Source organism: Sphingobium algorifonticola, assembly GCF_004005485.1.
Taxonomy (GTDB): domain Bacteria; phylum Pseudomonadota; class Alphaproteobacteria; order Sphingomonadales; family Sphingomonadaceae; genus Sphingobium; species Sphingobium algorifonticola.
In genome coordinates, this window is sequence record NZ_RZUL01000007.1 from 20,814 (window position 1) to 39,019 (window position 18,206).

18 protein-coding genes and 2 pseudogenes are annotated in these 18,206 nt (G+C 58.8%); 15 read left to right on the forward strand and 5 right to left on the reverse strand.

Annotation, left to right across the window (positions count from 1 at the left end; all coding sequences use genetic code 11):
* Positions 1-50: 50 nt before the first annotated feature.
* The 11 genes and pseudogenes from hcaB to ENE74_RS15245 form a co-directional block, all read left to right on the forward strand.
* Entirely contained in the window at positions 51-872 is an 822-nt protein-coding gene (gene hcaB / locus ENE74_RS15195) for a 3-(cis-5,6-dihydroxycyclohexa-1,3-dien-1-yl)propanoate dehydrogenase (RefSeq protein WP_127691768.1), read from the forward strand.
* A 183-nt stretch (positions 873-1,055) separates the two neighbouring features.
* Positions 1,056-1,808, forward strand: coding sequence for a fumarylacetoacetate hydrolase family protein (locus ENE74_RS15200; protein ID WP_241242032.1), 753 nt, complete (start codon positions 1,056-1,058; stop codon positions 1,806-1,808).
* Positions 1,744-2,841, forward strand: a complete 1,098-nt coding sequence (locus ENE74_RS15205; RefSeq protein WP_164847505.1) for a 2Fe-2S iron-sulfur cluster-binding protein — start codon at positions 1,744-1,746, stop codon at positions 2,839-2,841. The genes ENE74_RS15200 and ENE74_RS15205 overlap by 65 nt, the downstream gene beginning before the upstream one ends.
* Complete coding sequence (gene gtdA / locus ENE74_RS15210; protein WP_127691771.1) at positions 2,831-3,880, forward strand: gentisate 1,2-dioxygenase; 1,050 nt, start codon at positions 2,831-2,833, stop codon at positions 3,878-3,880. Before ENE74_RS15205 ends, gtdA begins: the two co-directional genes overlap by 11 nt.
* A gap of 31 nt (positions 3,881-3,911) precedes the next feature.
* Entirely contained in the window at positions 3,912-4,613 is a 702-nt protein-coding gene (locus tag ENE74_RS15215; RefSeq protein WP_127691772.1) for a fumarylacetoacetate hydrolase family protein, read from the forward strand.
* A 15-nt stretch (positions 4,614-4,628) separates the two neighbouring features.
* Positions 4,629-5,885: an aromatic ring-hydroxylating dioxygenase subunit alpha gene (locus ENE74_RS15220; RefSeq protein WP_127691773.1), complete on the forward strand. Its 1,257-nt coding sequence runs from the start codon at positions 4,629-4,631 to the stop codon at positions 5,883-5,885.
* Between the two features lies 1 nt (position 5,886).
* Complete coding sequence (locus tag ENE74_RS15225) at positions 5,887-6,378, forward strand: aromatic-ring-hydroxylating dioxygenase subunit beta (RefSeq protein WP_127691774.1); 492 nt, start codon at positions 5,887-5,889, stop codon at positions 6,376-6,378.
* A 12-nt stretch (positions 6,379-6,390) separates the two neighbouring features.
* Positions 6,391-7,032, forward strand: a complete 642-nt coding sequence (gene maiA / locus ENE74_RS15230) for a maleylacetoacetate isomerase (protein ID WP_127691775.1) — start codon at positions 6,391-6,393, stop codon at positions 7,030-7,032.
* Between the two features lie 5 nt (positions 7,033-7,037).
* A complete protein-coding gene (locus ENE74_RS18305; protein ID WP_164847501.1) occupies positions 7,038-7,343 on the forward strand; it encodes a hypothetical protein in 306 nt (101 codons plus the stop codon).
* A 56-nt stretch (positions 7,344-7,399) separates the two neighbouring features.
* Positions 7,400-7,624 (forward strand): annotated as a pseudogene (locus ENE74_RS15240) (transposase); the annotation flags it as partial.
* Positions 7,625-7,690: 66 nt separating this feature from the next.
* A pseudogene (locus ENE74_RS15245) lies at positions 7,691-7,955 on the forward strand (transposase); the annotation flags it as partial.
* 235 nt (positions 7,956-8,190) lie between these two features.
* Here ENE74_RS15245 and ENE74_RS15250 read toward each other — a convergent pair.
* From ENE74_RS15250 to ENE74_RS15270, 5 genes are all read right to left on the reverse strand, one after another.
* Complete coding sequence (locus ENE74_RS15250; RefSeq protein ID WP_241242033.1) at positions 8,191-8,664, reverse strand: IS110 family RNA-guided transposase; 474 nt, start codon at positions 8,662-8,664, stop codon at positions 8,191-8,193.
* A 1-nt stretch (position 8,665) separates the two neighbouring features.
* Positions 8,666-8,812: a hypothetical protein gene (locus tag ENE74_RS15255; protein WP_176473487.1), complete on the reverse strand. Its 147-nt coding sequence runs from the start codon at positions 8,810-8,812 to the stop codon at positions 8,666-8,668.
* Positions 8,809-10,005, reverse strand: a complete 1,197-nt coding sequence (locus ENE74_RS15260) for a CaiB/BaiF CoA transferase family protein (protein WP_127691853.1) — start codon at positions 10,003-10,005, stop codon at positions 8,809-8,811. Before ENE74_RS15260 ends, ENE74_RS15255 begins: the two co-directional genes overlap by 4 nt.
* Positions 10,006-10,158: 153 nt before the next feature.
* Positions 10,159-11,088: a hydroxymethylglutaryl-CoA lyase gene (locus ENE74_RS15265; protein ID WP_127691776.1), complete on the reverse strand. Its 930-nt coding sequence runs from the start codon at positions 11,086-11,088 to the stop codon at positions 10,159-10,161.
* On the reverse strand, positions 11,088-11,732 hold the full coding sequence (locus ENE74_RS15270) for a GntR family transcriptional regulator (RefSeq protein ID WP_241242034.1): 645 nt from the start codon (positions 11,730-11,732) through the stop codon (positions 11,088-11,090). The genes ENE74_RS15265 and ENE74_RS15270 overlap by 1 nt, the downstream gene beginning before the upstream one ends.
* Before the next feature lie 428 nt (positions 11,733-12,160).
* Here ENE74_RS15270 and ENE74_RS18310 point away from each other — a divergent pair, with 428 nt between their 5' ends.
* From ENE74_RS18310 to ENE74_RS15285, 4 genes are all read left to right on the forward strand, one after another.
* On the forward strand, positions 12,161-12,388 hold the full coding sequence (locus ENE74_RS18310) for a hypothetical protein (RefSeq protein WP_164847506.1): 228 nt from the start codon (positions 12,161-12,163) through the stop codon (positions 12,386-12,388).
* Between the two features lie 695 nt (positions 12,389-13,083).
* Positions 13,084-15,393, forward strand: a complete 2,310-nt coding sequence (locus tag ENE74_RS15275) for a TonB-dependent receptor (RefSeq protein WP_127691778.1) — start codon at positions 13,084-13,086, stop codon at positions 15,391-15,393.
* Between the two features lie 77 nt (positions 15,394-15,470).
* Positions 15,471-16,868, forward strand: a complete 1,398-nt coding sequence (locus tag ENE74_RS15280; RefSeq protein ID WP_241242035.1) for a 3-keto-disaccharide hydrolase — start codon at positions 15,471-15,473, stop codon at positions 16,866-16,868.
* A complete protein-coding gene (locus tag ENE74_RS15285; RefSeq protein WP_241242036.1) occupies positions 16,868-18,199 on the forward strand; it encodes a Gfo/Idh/MocA family protein in 1,332 nt (443 codons plus the stop codon). The genes ENE74_RS15280 and ENE74_RS15285 overlap by 1 nt, the downstream gene beginning before the upstream one ends.
* The last annotated feature ends 7 nt before the right edge of the window (positions 18,200-18,206 follow it).

Genomic DNA, 18,206 nt, shown 5'->3' on the forward strand with positions numbered 1-18,206 from the left:
CTCGACCTTGTTTGAGCGCTGGGTCGGCGTGCGGATCAAGGAGGACAAGAATGGGTTGGTTGGAAGGTAAGATTGCGTTGATCACTGGCGGAGGCGCTGGCCTTGGGCTGGCACTGACGCGGCGTTTTGTCAAAGAAGGCGCGCGTATTCTCGTCATGGAGCGCGATGCAGAGCGCGCGGCCAAGGTCAAGGACGAGCTGGGCGACAAGGTGGAGATTCATGTTGGCGATGTCACCTCTTATGCCGACAATGAAGCCGCGGTTGCCAAGGCGGTTGAGAGCTTTGGCCAGCTTGATTGTTTCGTGGCCAATGCGGGCGTCTTTGACTTTTTCAAGCCCCTTGCCGAATACAAGGGGGATGAGCTGGCGGCCGCTTTCGATGAGCTGATGGCCGTCAACCTCAAGGGTGGGCTCCTTGGCGCTCGCGCTGCTTTGCCCGAGCTGGTCCGCTCCAAGGGCAACATGATCTTCTCGATCTCCAACTCCGGGTTCTATACTGGTGGAGGCGGACCGGTCTACACTGCGTCCAAGCACGGGGTGGTCGGGCTGGTGAGGCAACTGGCTCATGAGCTGGCGCCCAAGGTGCGGGTCAATGGGGTCGCGCCAGGCGGAATGCATACCAATCTCTCGGGGCTCAAGGCGACCGATACGGACAACCAGAGCCTCAAGGCGATGGAGGGTTTCGACGAGCTGATCATCGGAATCACGCCGCTGCGTATGGCGCCGACGCCCGAGCAATATTGCGGGCCTTATGTCCTGCTCGCCTCTGAGGAGAACGCGGCACCGACGACGGGCGTCGTCATCAATACCGATGGCGGCCTTGGCGTGCGGGGTATCATGAACGTCAATGGCGGCGACGAGCTCGAGATCTGAGCGCAGACACACAGAGAGGCGGAGCAGATGAGAATCTGCAGGTTCAATACGGATCGGGTCGGGATCGTCGAGGGCGATGAAGTTTTCGACGTGAGCGGGGCATTGGCTTGCCTTCCCGACAGCCGCTGGCCGTTTCCGCAAAAGGACATATTCATCGCGGAGCTTGCACGATTGCTCCCGCTCATGTCGGAATTGAAGGAACAGGCCACGCCCACGCCGATCGCGGATGTCCGGCTCGAAGCCCCTGTCGCCAACCCATCGAAGCTGATCAACGCGCCGATCAACTATCGCGCGCACATCGAGGAAACGGCGGCCAACCAAGAAATTGCCCATGGTCGCGACATGACCAAAAGCATCTGGCATTGGGGGCTGTTCCTAAAGGCCAACAGCGCCCTTTCCGGGGCTGGCGAACCTATCCGCCTGCGTTATCCAGGGCGCAGGATCGATCATGAGATCGAACTTGCGGTGATCATCGGCACACAGTGCCACGGTGTGACGCGCGATGAGGCCCTGAAATATGTGGCCGGCTATACGGTCGGATTGGACATCACCATCCGGGGGCCGGAACTGCAAAGTTTCCGCAAGTCGGCTGATAGCTTTGCGGTGCTTGGCCCGTGGATGGTCACAGCGGACGAGATTGACGATCCGGGGTGTCTCGGCCTGGAATTGCGGGTCAACGGCCAGATTCGTCAAAAGGCCAACACCCGCGATCTTGTCTACGACGTTCCCAAGCTGATCGAATACGCCTCCTCGATGTATCAACTCAATCCTGGCGATGTCATTTTTACTGGCACGCCGGAAGGAGTCGGGCCCATCGAAGCGGGAGATAGGATCGAGGCGAGGATCAGCGAGATCGGCGAATTGCGCGTCGATGTGGCTCCTGAAATTGTCGCGCTTCCGCGACACGATCCTGTTCTCGAGGAAATGCAATGCTGAAATCGGCATGATCGTCCAAGTCAAACCGATACGCAGGATCGTGCAATGCGACGAAGGCGAAGGGTTGCTCGACGTGCTTCTTCGGGAAGGTCTGCCCATTTCTTACAGCTGCAAGACCGGCAATTGCGGTATGTGCGAGGTGGAACCTTTCGATCTGTTTGCGCCCGATCGCCACAAGCAGGCGGTCCTGATGCAGAAGAACAAGGCCTTTCTTGCGTGCCAAAGAAACATCTCGATGGACATGGGGGTGCGTCTCCCATCGGTCAGACCGGCGGTGAACGTCCCCTTCCAGTATCATCGCGGCCGGATCACTGCTCTTGAAGAGATAGAGACCAACGTCATCCAGTTTGACTTCGATATCGGGCGAAGGCCGGCGCGTTTTTTCCCAGGGCAGAAATATGCTCTTTCCATGGATCGGGGGCGCTCCCCTCTCCTGTTTCCCGCCAATGCACCTGGTCAGTCGACCCTGAGCTTCCTTGTCGAAGCAGACACAGAGCCACCGTTCCTGGTTGAATTGAAGAAGGGGATGTCCGCCGGGCAGGAATTCAAGCTCGTCGGACCCATCGGAAAGGGCTATGTCCTGCCGCAAGACGAGGCCGCTGCCCTGGTTTGCGGGGTTGGCCCTGGAATGGTCGCGGTGCGCTCGATCGTTGAGGCGCTGATCGCGCAGAATCCGAACCGAGCGGTGCAGTTCCTGTTGCAGCCGTCGGCCTCCTTCATGCACCTGGTCGACGGTATCTGCAATTTGTGCACGCAACATCTGCCCAATAGCGAGCTCGTCGTGTTCAACGGACCGCAGCCGAAGGCATCGATGAGGCTGACCAGCCGACGTGGTTCGACGACCGAGATGATCGATTTCATCCAGCTCGAACGCCATCGGATCAAGGCGGAGCAGGCCAATGTCTTCGCCCCCGGCTTCGCTGTTTTGCCCCTCATGATGAGCCTGATGAAAGCTGGCCTCGATCAGGACGCAATATTTTTCACCGAGGCCGAGATCAATTTTGTTGAAGAGGAGGGCGTCAATGTCTCCTGATGGTAAGACGGCGAGCCAAGGGCACAATATCCGCCAGGCATTTTATGAAAAAATTGATCCTCACAACCTTACCCCCTTGTGGGAAGTGCTCGGAGCGCTCGTTCCCGAAACGCCCACTCCTCGCGCGCAAGCCTACAAATGGGATTTTGCCCAGACGCGGGACTATCTCATGGAGGCGGGCGATCTTATCTCGGCAGAAGAGGCCGAGCGCCGGGTTCTGGTGCTGGAAAATCCGGGCTTGCGCGGGCAATCGCGCATTAGCGACAGTCTCTATGCGGGCCTTCAACTGATCCTCCCCAACGAGGTGGCTCCTGCGCACCGCCACACGCAATCGGCTCTCCGCCTCGTCTTGTCGGGGGAGGGAGCCTATACGGCCGTCGATGGCGAGCGCACGACCATGCGGCGCGGGGATTTCATCATTACGCCGGCCTGGACCTATCACGATCATGGCAATGAAGGTGACCAGCCAGTCATCTGGCTCGACGGGCTCGATATTCCGATCGTTGAATTGCTGAACGCCGGTTTTCGCGAGGGCGCTCCGGAAAAATCGCAGATCGTTCAGAGACCGGAGGGCGATGCGCGTGCGCGTTACGGTAGCAACATGCTGCCCGTCGATTTCGAAGGCGAGCAGGGGATGGCCACCAAGCTCTTCGTCTATCCCTATGTCGATGCGCTCCGATCGGTCGAAAAGATCGCCAGTTCGCCGACCGATGACCATTTTGGATACAAGCTTCGCTATATCGATCCGGCGACGGGCTCCTCCCCCATCCCGACGATCGGAGCATTTCTCCAGCTCTTGCCCCGAGGGATGCGCACGCGAGCCTATCGTTGCACGGATTCAACAATTTATGTCTGCCTCGAGGGGCGAGGAACTTCCTTTATCGAAGGCCAGGAATTCCCCTTCGCACAGAACGATATTTTCATCGTGCCTTCTTGGCATCAGCTGGAAATCGCTGCGGCCGAAGAGACGGTTCTCTACAGCTATTCGGACCGGCCCGTCCAGAAAATGCTCGGCTTGTGGCGCGAGGCGCGTTTGTAACGTGCATGACTGAATTTTCAGGAGAATTATCTTGAGCGAACTTTGCTTTGAACTTCCGCCATCTCCTACCTTGACGATCGAGGAGAGCGATAAATGCTTTCCGGTCAACCGTATCTACTGTGTGGGAAAGAATTACGCGGCTCATGCCCGCGAAATGGGGCGGGATGAACGCGAGCCGCCGTTCTTCTTCATGAAGCCGGCCAATGCAGCGGTGGATGCAGCCCATCCGATCGAACTCGAATATCCACCGCAGACCAGCAATTTCCACTATGAGCTCGAACTGGTGGCCGTGCTGGGGGCGCCATTGCGAAACGCCACACAGGAAGAGGCGATCGAAGCCATTTTCGGCTATGCTGTGGGCCTCGACATGACCCGGCGCGACCTGCAGCTCGAAGCGCGGGAAAAGGGGCGCCCCTGGGAGCTTGGCAAATCCTTCAGCCGATCAGCGCCGATCGGAGCGATCCGTCAAGCCAAGGAGTGGCCGGATTCGCAGATCGTCCTCACCGTCAATGGCGAGGCCCGCCAGGAGAGCCGAACTTCCATGATGCTTTGGGGCGTGGCGGAGAGCCTCGCCTTTCTCTCGCAATTTGACACGCTTGAACCAGGCGATGTGTTGATGACCGGAACGCCTGCCGGGGTCGGTCCGGTAACACCCGGCGACAAAATGGTGGGAACGATCTCGCAATTGCGGCCCATCGAGGTGCTCATCACCGAGCCCAACCAGGATAGATGACCGGAGGTTAAGGCAATGAAACAGGATGGCCTGAAAGAAGCGATCGGATGGGAAGGCGGAGATTGCGCGAATATTCCTCTCAGCATCTATACCGATAGAGAGGTTTACGAGCGTGAACTGGAACGTCTCTTTTACAACGGGCACTGGTGTTACCTTGGGCTTGAGGAAGAAATTCCCAATCCGGGCGATTTCAAACGCACGGTCATCGGGGAGCGTTCGGTCATCGTCGTGCGCGACAAGAGCGGTGCGATCAACGGATTTGAAAACCTGTGCGCACACCGCAAGATGAAATTCTGCCGGGCTCGCGATGGCAATGTTGGGGAATTCGTCTGCCCCTATCATCAGTGGATTTATGATCTGCAAGGCAATCTGCGCGGCGTGCCTTACCAGCGCGGACTGCGCCAGGACGGCAAGCTTTCCGGGGGTATGCCTTCCGATTTCAAACGGGAAGAAAATGGCCTTCGCAAGCTGAAAATTGCGACACGCGGGGGCGTGATCTTCGGTTCTTTCGATCAGGATGTCGAGAGTTTCGAAGATTATCTTGGCGAAGAGGTGTTGCGCTATTTCGACCGGATATTCGATGGCCGCAAGCTCGTCATCCTTGGCTACAACAAGCAGAGGATCCCTTCCAACTGGAAGTTGATGATGGAGAACATCAAGGATCCTTATCATGCGGGCCTTCTGCACACCTGGTTCGTGACCTTCGGTCTGTGGCGCGCTGACAACAAAATGAGGCTCCTGATGGATCCGACAAAGCGCCATGCCGTGATGGCGGGCACGCGCAGTGTTCAGCAAGCGCAGGCCGAGCTCGTTTCCGGTGTCACGAGCTTCAAGGCGGACATGGCCCTTAACGATCCCAGCCAGATCGACATCGTCCATGAGGAATGGTGGGGCGAATATACGGCAACTATGATGACCTTGTTCCCAAGTGTCATCATCCAGCAGCAGGTCAACAGCCTTTCCACCCGGCATATCCAGCCATCCGGACCGAATGCCTTTGACTTTGTCTGGACTCACTTCGGCTTTGAGGACGACGACGAGGAAATGCATGCGCGCAGGCTCAAGCAGGCCAATCTGTTTGGTCCTTCGGGCTATGTCTCTGCCGATGATGGAGAGGTGCTCGAATTTTCTCAGGAAGGCTTCTCGGCCAATCCGTCGGATCGGATGATTGCGCTCATGGGTGGGCGCGGTACCGAAGAAGCCAACGTCATTGCAAGCGAGAACCTGATCCGCGGCATGTATAAATACTGGCGCGAGGTAATGGAGGTTTAAGATGCCTGACAATTTTGAATTGAATAGGATAGCGCAGCTTTATGCCTCCTACGAAAGGGCGATAAACCAGCGTGAGTTTGAAGCCTGGGTAGATCTTTTTTCATCGGAACCATACTACCGTATCACCGCGCGCGAAAATTTCGAAAAAAATCTGCCGCTTTCCACTCTTGTCCTGAGCAGCAAGGGAATGATGAAGGATCGCGCCTATGGTATTACGCAAACCATTTTCCATGACCCTTATCATCAACGCAACATAACCGGATTGCCCTTCGTCTCCAGCGTCGAGGACAGTGCATCAGGCAAGGGCAGGCTCGTGCAGTGCGAGGCCAATTTCAGCGCCTTTCGCACCAAGCTGGATAAGTTGAGTGAGGTCTTCTGCGTCGGTCGTTATTTCGATGAAATCGTCGAGGAAGACGGCGCATTGAAGTTCGCCAAGAGGGTTTGCGTCATCGACAGCGAGATGATCCCCAATGCGATCATCTACCCGATCTAGGAACCCGATCCCATGCTGAAACTCTTCGAATTTTTTCGTAGCTCTGCATCATACCGCGTCCGGATTGGGCTCAACCTGAAGGGTCTGGACTACACGTCTTGTCCGGTCAACTTCCGCAAGGACGAGCAAATGTCGGAGCCATTCACCTCCCTCAATCCGGCAAAGCTCGTCCCAGTGCTGGAAACCGGGGATGGTTGGTCTTTGGCCCAATCGGCGGCCATTCTCGAATATCTGGATGAGGTCTATCCGGAAAAACCGTTGCTGCCCCGGGATGATCCGAAGGATCGTGCCTTTGTCCGACAATGCGCGCTTGCTGTCGCCTGCGACATTCACCCTTTGAACAACCTCCGCGTTCTCAAATATCTCGTTGGCCCGCTGGGTCTGTCCGATGAAACCAAGAACGAGTGGGTCCGGCACTGGATCTGCGAGGGGTTCGAGGCGCTCGAAGCGATCATTTCAGCGCACAATGGACAACAGGCGCGCTTTTGTTTTGGCGATGCGCCCACGCTCGCGGATTGCTGCCTGATCCCGCAGATATACAATGCGCGCCGTTTTGAGGTCGATATGGCGCAATTCCCGATTCTCGAAAGAATCGACAAGAACTGTGGGGCATTGGAGGCTTTCGCAAAGGCTCATCCCGACGCCGTAGCCTGAAATGGATGACCGCCCAGCTTGCCAAGCTTTCACGCAATCACGATCTCGCCAAGGCGATCAACTATATGTTGCGCCGCTGGGATGCGTTCACGTGCATCCCCCGTCAGCGCCCATGGCAAAGAATTGAGGTTGTAAGTCAAGGAGCATTTGGGCTTTGTCGTAGTGACCGAGGAACGAAGATGAAGCCCAAATCCCCAAAGTCTAAATTGCCTGCCGAACAGGTGGTCAAGGATATCCGCCGCAAAACTCGCCGGCACTTCTATTGCTTGCTGATGACCAGATGCTGCGGGTCAGGTTGCAATGCAGGTTGAATAGCCCCTAGATTTGTGGACGCCTTCTTTCCTAAATTTGAGGACAGGAGGCGACGATGGGACAGGCTAATTTCAGTGATGAGTTCAAACGCGATGCGGTGGCGCAGATCACCGAGCGGGGCTACCGGGTAGCGGAGGTTTCGGAGCGGCTCGGGGTAAGCCAGCACTCGCTGTATGCGTGGAAGCGTAAGTTCGCGCAGCGCCCGGAGGAAGGATCGAAAGATGCCGAGATCCGGCAGTTGAAGCGCGAGCTGCAGCGGGTAACCGAGGAGCGCGACATCTGACGTGACCCCCTGATTTTCCTCCAAGCTTGATTAGAGTCCGGCCCTACGAGAAGGACAGACGAGATGAAGAGATCGAGGTTTACAGAGGAGCAGATCATTGGCGTGCTGAAGGAGGCGGAGGCAGGCGCGAAGACTGCTGACGTGGCCCGGGCGGCACGGGGTGTCGGAAGCGACGATCAACAACTGGAAGTCGAAGTATGGCGGGCTGGAGGTGTCCGAGGCCCGTCGGCTGAGGGAGCTTGAGAGCGAGAACGCGAAGCTCAAGCGACTGCTGGCCGACACGATGCTGGACAACGTGGCGTTGAAGGATCTCCTAGCAGAAAATGTATGACCCGCCCTGTCCATGCAAGGGTCGATTGGTGTTGACGGTGCCAGTCTGCACAAATGTATCCGACCTCTCGCGAGTGGGCCGCTGTTGCGGCCAGGCCTTGATGAGATCCGCGCGCCTCGTTCCCAGATAAATGCTTCGGGCTTGCTGCCCGCTTTTTTGCAGGGGTTTACGATGCGCTGGTCCACTGTCTCGTCATCACTCTCACGAACCTCGCAGTTGGTGGCGGCGCTGCTCAGCTGAACGCTGGAATTCGCCGCTCGTAGGTAGCACCCGGCTTGGTCAGGATCACCCAGACAATGCGGGCGATCTTGGCTGCCAGGGCAACCGTGACTTTGTTCTTATGCATCCTGCTCTCAAGCCCATCGAGCCATGGCCCCAACCTGTCCCGGCTGCGGTCAAGGTGTGTGACACAGGATCGAGCACGATGGACTATCATCCTTCGCAGATACTTGTTGCCGCGTTTGCTGATACCGAGCAGCTTGTTCTTTCCGCCGGTCGAGTGTTCGCGCGGTACGAGGCCGAGCCAGGCCGCGAGATCACGAGCCTTGCTGAACTGCTGCCCGGAACCGGCCGCTGCCAGTAGAGCGGTCGAGGCCAGTGGGCCGATGCCCCGCACAGTCATGAGGCGGCGTGCGGTATCGCTGCGCGCTGCGATGTCTTCGATCTCCTGGTTCATCGTTGCGATGCGCTGCTCGAGTTCCATCATCTCACCGTGCCTCTGCATTCGCATAAAGCGGTGAATCGGGATCCAGGTAAGCCATCACGACATCGACGATCAGCAGAGCTGGCTTGTTACCAGGCTCCAGATGGTTTGAAAATGCGTCAGCATAGTTTGCGGATAGGTCTTCGTTCATATGACGCCAGCCTCATTCAGTTTTTCAAGCGCAGTCGCATCAAGCCCGAGTAAAGCACCATAGATTTCGGCGTTGTGCTCTCCGGGGATCGCCGGGGCGGGGCGGCGCACCCCCGAAGGGGTCTTCGACAGCTTGGGAAAGGCGTTTTGCATCTTGAGCTTGCCAAAACGCTTGGTCTCGACCTCGATGATCGCTTTGCGCGCCTGAAAATGCGGATCCTCGATCATTTCGGGCGCGCAATAGAGTCGGCCGGCGGGGATCGAATGGTCGATCATCAATTGCTTGACCTCGGCGACGGTGCGCTGCGCGGTCCAGTGGTTGATGATCTCGTCGAGCTCGCGCTGGTGCTTGCCGCGCGCGATATGGGTGGCAAAGCGCGGATCGGAGGCAAGCTCCTCCTGCCCCATGGCCTTGGCAAGACGCGCGAAGATCTCGTCCTTGTTCCCGCCGATCATGAACATCCCGTCTTTGCACTTATAGACGTTCGAAGGGGCGATGCCCGGCAGGATCGAGCCCGACCGCTCGCGGATCACGCCATTGTGGTCATATTCGGGAACCAGCCCCTCCATCACCTGCAGCACCGCTTCGTAGAGCGCGGTGTCGATGATCTGCCCTTCGCCGGTGCGCTCGCGATGGTGGAGCGCGGCGAGCACCCCCATGCAGCCATAGGTGGCGCACAGCGTATCGCCGATCGAAACGCCCATGCGCGCGGGCGGGCGATCGGGTTCGCCGACGATATAGCGCCAGCCGCCCATCGCTTCGCCGATCCCGCCAAAGCCGGCGCGAGCGGCATAGGGGCCATTTTGGCCATAGCCCGACATCCGCGCAATGATGAGCCCCGGGTTCTCGCGCAAGAGATCCTCGGGCGCCAGACCCCATTTTTCGAGTGTTCCGGGCTTGAAATTCTCGATCAGCACATCGGCCTTGGCGATCAGCTGGCGCGCTAGTTGCTGGCCTTCGGGGATCCGCAGATTGCAGGTCACCGACCGCTTGTTGCGCGCGATTACTTCCCATTGAACCTTTTCTTCGCCCTGACCCCAGAGCCGCATCGGATCGCCTGCCCCGGGAGGCTCGACCTTGATCACATCGGCGCCCATGTCGCCGAGCAGCTGGCCGCAAAAGGGCCCAGCAATGAGCTGACCAAGTTCAACGACGCGAATGTCAGCAAGGGCACCCCTGTTGGAAGGCGTCATCATACTTTATCCCCAAAGCCAATTCCGCGGGCGCACATGGCTGAGGCAAGGTTCGACTTGCGATCTTGCGGTGACCTCTGAATCTCGCCAATCGCTGCTGTTTTTCGAAGGAACCGCCCAGTCTGCTGCAAACGGTTGAACTGCATGGAAGGATTATGAGGCACAGCGTTTTTCCTGAGATGAAGAGGGAAAAAGCGGCGCACGGGCGACCATTCCCGGCAATCTGCGCTGCATCAGATCGCCGAGCCAGTGATTGGCCTCAACCAGGGCATCAAGGTCAAAACCCGTGTCGATGCCGGCTCGCTCGAACATATACACAACGTCTTCGGTCGAGATATTGCCGGTTGCACCCGGCGCAAAGGGGCAGCCGCCCAGGCCGCCCAGCGCCGAATCAATCGTGACCGCCCCTGCCTGAACAGCAACCCATGCATTGGCCAGACCCGTCCCGCGCGTATTATGAAAATGGGCCCTCAACGGAATCCGCGGCACCGCCGCGCGAACTTTGCCAAATAGCGAAGCGACCTGGGCCGGATTGCCGGCGCCGATTGTATCAGCAAGGCAGATTTCGAGCGGCTGCGCCTCAGCCAGAGCGACCGCCATGGCGACGACTCGATCCTTGGCCACTTCCCCTTCGAACGGACAACCAAAGGCCGCGGCAATAGTGACCTGGCCGGTTTTTCCAGCGGCGCGCGCTTTCTCCATAATTTCACGAGCCACTTCAACCGAGCCATCGCTCGTCTGGCCTTGATTCGCCATGGCGAAGCTGTCGGTCGCAACCGCAACCGCCCCAAGCTGGTCGATCCGTCCGGTGGCCAGCGCACGCGCGGCACCGCGCGCATTGAGAACAAGGCTGACATAGGTGACATCTGCGCGCTCGGGCAGTTGCTCGCAAACGGCTTCGGCGTCTGCCATCTGTGGCACGGCCCGAGGATTGACAAAGCTGGTCACTTCGATCCGCCGTGCACCGGCAGCAATCGCGCGATCGATGAGCGAAGTTTTATCCTGAGTTGATATGAGGGTTTTTTCATTCTGCAAGCCATCGCGAGGGCCGACCTCAAGTATCTCGACATTTTTCGTATACATTATTGCTCTCGCTCTATCTCTTGGACTTGGCTCAAATCGGGACGGGATTCAACAAAAGCGTGGTAGGCGCGCATGATGTGAGACCGCAGCAGCGTTTCGGCCATAATGCTATCGCCGCGAGCCAAGGAGCCGATAATTTGCTCATGATCATCATAAGATCGGCGCAGTTCTTCGCGACTGTATTGGTGAACGGTGCGCGAGATTACTGGCCGCTCGATCAAGCCGTTGAGCAGGCTTGCAATATGACGCGATCCTGCCGCCCGGTGAAAAATGGTGTGAAACTCGTGATTTGCATCGAGAAAGGCGTCCGTGTCCACCGAGGGCTTGTCAATCGCCTGACAGATCCGGCGATTCGCAACGCGCAGTCTCTCTATGTCGGCGTCGCTTATCCGCGCGGCGGCGCGGTAGGCGGCCCTGCCTTCGAGCAAGGCACGCAGTTCAAAGCTCTCGATCACGTCATCATGCGACCAGTGCGCGATCATCGTTCTATTGGTATCCGTGCGGATCACCAAAAGCTCAGCTTCAAGCTTGCGCAATGCCTCTCGCACAGGTGTTCGTGAAATCCCGCATAATTTTGACAAGGATGCTTCCGTGACCGGCGCTCCGCCAGCCAACTCGCCGCTCAGGATCTTTTCCTTGATCATGCTGTGTGCGAGATCCGAGGCGCGGGACATGACTCGTTTCTGTCAGCTTGAGGTTGAAATTCGACCCGGTGCAGAAATTTGGTATACTTAATTGGGAAACAGTCAAGATCAGATGTCCACCGGACCATTGGCGACATTCGATGGGATTACTGCGATCGATCTTTGAATGGCCCCTTGTGCTCCGGGCGCCTTGGATGATCTTGATTTGCCCAGAAATTCCACACCCGGCCAGCCCGGTCGAAGCGGTGATCGAGGCTGCTGATTGGTTCCACACCAAGATCACCCGGTCGAACGAGATGTGGCCATGCGCGAAAATAGACCGGCTTCGCTATGCCGGGGCGTCGGGCAATCCGTGCACTAGCCAGAACCTATTGCTCGGAGAATGCCTCGGCAAGATTTTCCGACATTCGCTTGAGCACTGTTAAGCATTGGTCGATTTCGGCCTGATCCATGCCTTGCGCGGCGATCTGGTTGATCTTCGCACCATAGCACATCAGCTCGCTTTCCAGCGCGCATCCGCGATCGGTCAGCCAGATCTTGAACTTGCGCTTGTCGGCGGCATTGCGTTCACGAACCTGTCAGACTCTACCAAAAAAGCGGTCACAATTCAGGGAAGCACGTCACTCCGTCAGGTGGAACGGCCTGCTGCGATCTAATTTCTGCTCATCGCAAAGGTCCCATGATGGGGGTATTACAGGGGGTATTTTTGGCGAAGCTGATAGAGAAATAGCGGTATAACAGCTGGTTAAGTGACCTTGGTGGATCCCTCCTCCGCTACCATCCTCTTGTTTGGCATGGCTGCCAAGCGGGAGAAGGAAGGCGTATCACCGCGCACATTGGAAAAGCGATCGCTGGCTTGTAAAGCTGCGTGGCGATGCATTTGGGCGCAAGCCGGTGGCTGACACCAGCCCTGCAAAATTGCTTTATGAGATCAAGCTTCACGAACGATCGAGGCGTTAGCAACCGCCAAGGCGAGAGCCTGTACTTTGTGCACAAGGCGACTGCCCTGTGCGCCTGACTTAGCTATTGCGGCGATGATTATCGCAAAGGATCCGCGAACCTCTGGTCGACGAGCAATCAGCGGTCGTCCGCGAAAGCCGTTGTGATAGCGCAGTTCAAAGCAAGGTGCGAAGCCTTTCCGTTATGCGCTGACGTCGCATGAGCCGCCAAAGCGGACAGGCCAATTTCCACTTATATGGCCGTAATCGCGGCGATCGCGCTCCTACAGGCCCCAAATCGCCTATATCACCCCAATTTGGTAAGATAGGCACTTGCAACCTGTCCGACCATTATCTACTGTGGTGGTGCGATGATGCGTCCATAATCAATTTGGACGCCGGCAAAGGGGAGAATGGCTGTGGCGAAGTTGACCCAATCGACGTCAGTACTCGCGCTTTTGGTTTCGGCGATGGCATTCAGTGCGCCTGACGCCGCCTTGGCGCAGGACAATGGTGATGCGGAATCGGCGAATGTGGCAGCGGCAGGGTCGTCCGCGACCGGCGAAATCGTCGTGACCGCGCAGAAAAGGTCGGAGCGGCTTCAAGACGTGCCGCTATCCCTTCAGGTGGTCGATCCGGCCCAACTCGAAGCGGCAGGCGTCCGCCAGTTCTCGGACCTGGGCAAGGTTTCGCCATCGCTCGTGATCCGCCCGGCCGAGCATCCGCAGAACGCTCAGATCACGCTGCGCGGCGTCGGCACCTTCGCCTTTTCGATCGGTGTCGAGCCAAGCGTCGCCATTCAGGTCGACGATGCCCCGCTGGCATTTCAGGCGCGTGCCTTTACCGATCTTCCTGACGTAGAGCGCGTGGAAGTGCTGCGCGGGCCGCAATCGACCCTGTATGGCAAGAACGCCTCGGCGGGCCTGATCAACTTCGTGACCAAGGATCCGACGACCAGCTTCACGGGTACGATCAACGCGATCGGCACCACGGATGAGGAATATGGCGTCAATTTCAGCGTCGCCGGACCGATCAGCGACACGCTTGGCTACCGGGTGTCGGGCAGCTATTCGTTCTTTGATGGCAATGTCCGAAACCTCGTCAGAGGCGGCGAAGTCAACGGCCGGGAGGTCTTCACCACCCGAGTCAAGCTGTTGTGGGAGCCGGTCGACGACCTTAGGGTGATGCTCACCGGCAATTATATCGATGGCCGCACTGATTTCGGCCGGCCGTTGATCCGGCTCGATCCCGCGGCCAATTTCCGCGGTAACGCGACGCTGCCCGCATCCGTCTATCTGAGCCCGGGCATCGAAGTCGGGCTGGGCAATCAGGAGGTCAACAACCAGCGGTTCACGGGCACCGAATATGCCGGCGGCGGTCTGACGCTGAAGGCCGAATGGGAGGTCGCTGACCACACGCTCGTATCGATCACCTCGTGGGACAAGTTCAAGCTCGACGACTTCTTCGATTCGGATGAGCTCAACGTTGCCCCGACTTTTGACCAGAATCAGATCGGCACGTTCGACTCCGAACAGTGGACGCAGGAACTGCGGCTGCTGTCACCCGACGACAAGGTGCTGCGGTACACACTCGGCGCCTTCTTCGCGGACACGCAGTTTAAACGCCCCTTCGTGCGCGGCCCGGTGGCGGGCGCGTTGAACGGCTATGCTATCGCCAATTGGTCAGCCACCTCCGGGTCGCGACAATATTCCGCCTTCGGCCAGCTGGAACTCGAGCCGATCGAGGGTACCACCTTCATCGGCGGGCTCCGGGTGCAGCAGGAAGAGGTCGAATATACCTTTCTTGATGTGGCGGCGGGTAACCAGTTCTTCTCGGGCAATGCTGACGACACGGCGGTTACATACCGGCTTGGCGTTCGCCAGGAGTTCACCGACGACCTGATGGCCTTCGTCAATTACGCGACCGGCTACAAGGGGCAGACTTACGATCTGACGACCGGGTTCAACGCCAATCGTGCCGCCGCCGGGCCCATTCGGCCTGAAACTGCGGGCAGCCTGGAAATCGGTGTTCGCACACAGTTCTTCGACCGGCGCCTCACCGTCAACGCCACCTATTTCGACGCGACCTATGAAAATCTTCAGGCCCAGACAATCGAGGTGCTGCCTGACGGCACGTCGAACTTCCGTCTGACAAATGTGGGTGAAATCACCACAAAAGGTCTGGAACTGGAAGCGTCGGCTGCGCTGGGCGATGTGAACCTGTCGTTTGCGGCAACCTATCTCGATGCGATTGTCAACGATTTCCCGGTTGCGCAGTGCTTCCCGGGGCAAACCGCGGCGCAAGGTTGTGTGTCGCCCGGTCCCGGTCAGCCGACACGCCAGAATCTGAGCGGAACGCGGCCGTCGCAAACGCCCAAATGGCGCTTGGCTGCGAATTTCAACTGGACCCCGCCGCTCGGATCGTCAGGGCTTCGCGGCGTCGTGCAGGCGGCATGGAATTATCAGACGGACCTCAACTATTCGCCCAACCTCGACCCGGAACTGTTCCAGCCGGGCTTTCACATCGTTAATCTTGCACTGGGGGTGCGCGGAGAGGATCGCAAGTTCGAGGTAGCTGCTTTCGTTAACAACTTGTTCGACCAGCAATATTTTGCAGGCTTCGCCAACCGCTTCGGGGACTTCGGCAACCGCCGTGCAACCGCTGGCATTTTGCCTCGCGACTTCCGCCGCTATGGTGGGATTCGGGCTTCCTTCAACTTCTGACGCCCATAACCCTGCCGGGGCGATGCACGTCGCCCCGGCTCACTTTACCAGGCTCCAGATCAAGGCTGTATCGCTCCATGACGCTCCGCTCGCTGTTCCGCCTCGCCGTCGCAACCATGTTGCTGTTGATCGCGCCTGCCGTCACGGCCCAGACCGCGCCGTGGCGCTCGCTTACGCCCGATGCATCTTTGTCAGGATGGCGTGTGACCGGCGGCACTGCGAGCTACCGGCTCGAAAACGGCGAAGTTGTCGGCCGATCGGTCCTTCGCACACCCAATAGTTGGCTGGTATCGGAGGAGATCTTCGGCGATTTCATCCTGGAGTTCGAGGCGAAGACCGATCCCAAGCTCAATTCGGGTGTCATGATCCGCGGGCAAAGCCGCCCCGATTACCGTAACGGGGTGGTCCACGGCTATCAGTTGGAGATTGACCCCAGTCGCCGCGGCTGGTCCGGCGGACTTTATGACGAACAGCGTCGCCAGTGGCTCTACACTCTTGGTCGCAACGAAGCGGCGCGGCAGGCCTTCCGCTCCGGCGATTGGAACAGCTACCGGGTCGAGGCGATTGACAACCGTATCCGCACCTTCGTCAATGGCGTCCCGGCCGCCGATTTGATCGACGACATGGATGCGCGCGGCTTCATCGCTTTCCAGGTCCATTCCGTGCCTGACGATCCGGCGATGCAAGGTTTGGAGGCCCGCTTCCGCAACGTGCGCATTCTGACAAGCGGCCTTGCCCGATATGCCTCCAGCGCAACCCCTGCGATCGAGCAGCAGAGCTACCTCGTCAACCGTCTCACCGATGCTGAACGCGCCAGCGGCTGGACGTTGCTGTGGGACGGCAAGACGACGCGTGGCTGGCGCGGGGCCAAGCTCGACACCTTTCCGCCGAAGGGCTGGTCAATCAGCGATGGGATGCTGACGGTCGAGGCGTCGGCTGGCTATGAATCCCGCAATGGCGGTGACATCATCACCATCCGGGAGTTCTCCGACTTCGAGCTCTCGGTCGATTTTCGCCTTACACCGGGCGCGAACAGCGGGATCAAATATTTCGTCGATCCCAACCTCCTCAAGGGCGAGGGCTCGGCGATCGGGCTGGAATATCAGTTGCTTGATGACGAGCGCCACCCCGACGCCAAGATGGGCCGCGACGGCAATCGCACACTCGGCTCGCTCTATGACCTGATCACGGCCAAGAACCTCTCTGACCCTGACAGTTCGGGCAAGCGGTTCAACCCGCCCGGCGAATGGAACCGTGCGACGCTGATCGTGCGCGGTGCGAAGGTTGAGCATTGGCTCAACGGCTTCAAGGTTGTCGAATATGAGCGTGGCAGTCCTGAATTCCGTGCGCTTGTGGCGCAAAGCAAGTACAAGGACTGGCCGCGCTTCGGCGAGTGGGAAAAAGGTCCGATCCTGCTTCAGGATCATGGCGACAAGGTTGACTTCCGGTCGATCAAGCTGCGGGAGCTGCGCTGATGAGTGAACCGAAGGGGATGTCGCGCCGTGGGGTGCTGGCCGGAATCGGGGCCAGCGCGGGCGTCGTCGCGATGAGCGCGAAAAGCTATGCCCGGGTGCGTGGGGCCAATGACCGCCTGCAGGTCGCTGTCGTCGGCCTCAATGGGCGCGGGCAGGCGCATTATGCGGCTTTTTCCAAGCTGCCCAATGTCGAGGTAACCCATTTCGTTGACGTCGACGCGCTGGTCCTGCCGAAGCGCGCCGCCGAGTTCGTTGCGAAGGGCTATGCCGCGCCGAAGCTCGAACGTGATTATCGCCGCGTGCTCGATGGGCGCGGGGTGGACATCATGGCCATTGCGACGCCCGATCACTGGCACACCAAGCTGGCGATCGATTCGATGGCGGCATCACGCGATGTGTATCTCGAAAAGCCGATGAGCATGGCGCCGGCCGAGGGCGAGGCGCTGATTGCGGCGGAGCAGCGTTACCGTAGGACGCTCCAGATCGGCAACCAGCAACGATCGAGCCGCGAGACTCGGGAGCTTGCCGATCTGATCCGCGCGGGTGAACTGGGCGACGTGTATCACGGCGAGACCTGGTACGCCAATGCTCGCAAGTCGATCGGGCGTGGCGAAGCGGTGGCGGCACCAGCGCATCTCGACTGGGATCTGTGGCAGGGGCCTCGCCCGCGCGGCCCGTATCGCTCAAACCTCGTACACTATAACTGGCATTGGTTCTGGCGCTATGGCACCGGCGAAATCTGCAACAATGCGCTGCACGAAATCGATGTTGCGCGCTGGCTGATGGGCCTGGGCTATCCCGAGACGGTCGATGCGCGCGGCGCGCGCCATTTTCACCGGGGCGACGACTGGGAGATGTACGATACGCTCCAGCTCGACCTCGCCTATGGCAACGGCAAGACGATCCGATGGGATGGGCAGAGTTGCAATGGCATTGCGCGCTTCGGACGCGGCCGCGGCACCTTGCTCTATGGCACCAGGGGATCGGCGCTGGTCGACCGCAACGGCTTCGAAATCTTCGATCTGGCAGGCAAATCGGTTCGCAAGGTCCAGGCCCCGGCGGAATCCGAAACGACCGGCACGGTGGGTGAGGGCGCGCTCGATATGCTGCACGCTGGCAACTTTGTCGACGTGATCCGTGGCCGTGCGCCTGCGCTCAATTCGCCGGTGGGGGAGGGGCAGGTCAGCACCACGATCTGCCATCTCGGCAACATGGCGTATCGCACCGGTGCGGTGCTGCGTATCGATGCGGCGAGCGGCCGACCAGATAATGCCGAGGCAATGAAGTTGTGGGCGCTCGACTACGAGCCCGGCTGGGAGGTCAAGGCCTGAGCGTGGC

What these genes read in the sequence shown, in the direction of transcription:
- hcaB (WP_127691768.1), top strand. Translation starts at nt 51, where the DNA reads ATGGGTTGGTTGGAAGGTAAGATTGCGTTGATCACTGGCGGAGGCGCT.
- ENE74_RS15200 (WP_241242032.1), top strand. Translation starts at nt 1,056, where the DNA reads ATGTCGGAATTGAAGGAACAGGCCACGCCCACGCCGATCGCGGATGTC.
- ENE74_RS15205 (WP_164847505.1), top strand. Translation starts at nt 1,744, where the DNA reads ATGTGGCTCCTGAAATTGTCGCGCTTCCGCGACACGATCCTGTTCTCG.
- gtdA (WP_127691771.1), top strand. Translation starts at nt 2,831, where the DNA reads ATGTCTCCTGATGGTAAGACGGCGAGCCAAGGGCACAATATCCGCCAG.
- ENE74_RS15220 (WP_127691773.1), top strand. Translation starts at nt 4,629, where the DNA reads ATGAAACAGGATGGCCTGAAAGAAGCGATCGGATGGGAAGGCGGAGAT.
- ENE74_RS15225 (WP_127691774.1), top strand. Translation starts at nt 5,887, where the DNA reads ATGCCTGACAATTTTGAATTGAATAGGATAGCGCAGCTTTATGCCTCC.
- maiA (WP_127691775.1), top strand. Translation starts at nt 6,391, where the DNA reads ATGCTGAAACTCTTCGAATTTTTTCGTAGCTCTGCATCATACCGCGTC.
- ENE74_RS18305 (WP_164847501.1), top strand. Translation starts at nt 7,038, where the DNA reads ATGACCGCCCAGCTTGCCAAGCTTTCACGCAATCACGATCTCGCCAAG.
- ENE74_RS15250 (WP_241242033.1), bottom strand. Translation starts at nt 8,664, where the DNA reads ATGATGGAACTCGAGCAGCGCATCGCAACGATGAACCAGGAGATCGAA.
- ENE74_RS15255 (WP_176473487.1), bottom strand. Translation starts at nt 8,812, where the DNA reads ATGAACGAAGACCTATCCGCAAACTATGCTGACGCATTTTCAAACCAT.
- ENE74_RS15260 (WP_127691853.1), bottom strand. Translation starts at nt 10,005, where the DNA reads ATGACGCCTTCCAACAGGGGTGCCCTTGCTGACATTCGCGTCGTTGAA.
- ENE74_RS15265 (WP_127691776.1), bottom strand. Translation starts at nt 11,088, where the DNA reads ATGTATACGAAAAATGTCGAGATACTTGAGGTCGGCCCTCGCGATGGC.
- ENE74_RS15270 (WP_241242034.1), bottom strand. Translation starts at nt 11,732, where the DNA reads ATGATCAAGGAAAAGATCCTGAGCGGCGAGTTGGCTGGCGGAGCGCCG.
- ENE74_RS15275 (WP_127691778.1), top strand. Translation starts at nt 13,084, where the DNA reads ATGGCTGTGGCGAAGTTGACCCAATCGACGTCAGTACTCGCGCTTTTG.
- ENE74_RS15280 (WP_241242035.1), top strand. Translation starts at nt 15,471, where the DNA reads ATGACGCTCCGCTCGCTGTTCCGCCTCGCCGTCGCAACCATGTTGCTG.
- ENE74_RS15285 (WP_241242036.1), top strand. Translation starts at nt 16,868, where the DNA reads ATGAGTGAACCGAAGGGGATGTCGCGCCGTGGGGTGCTGGCCGGAATC.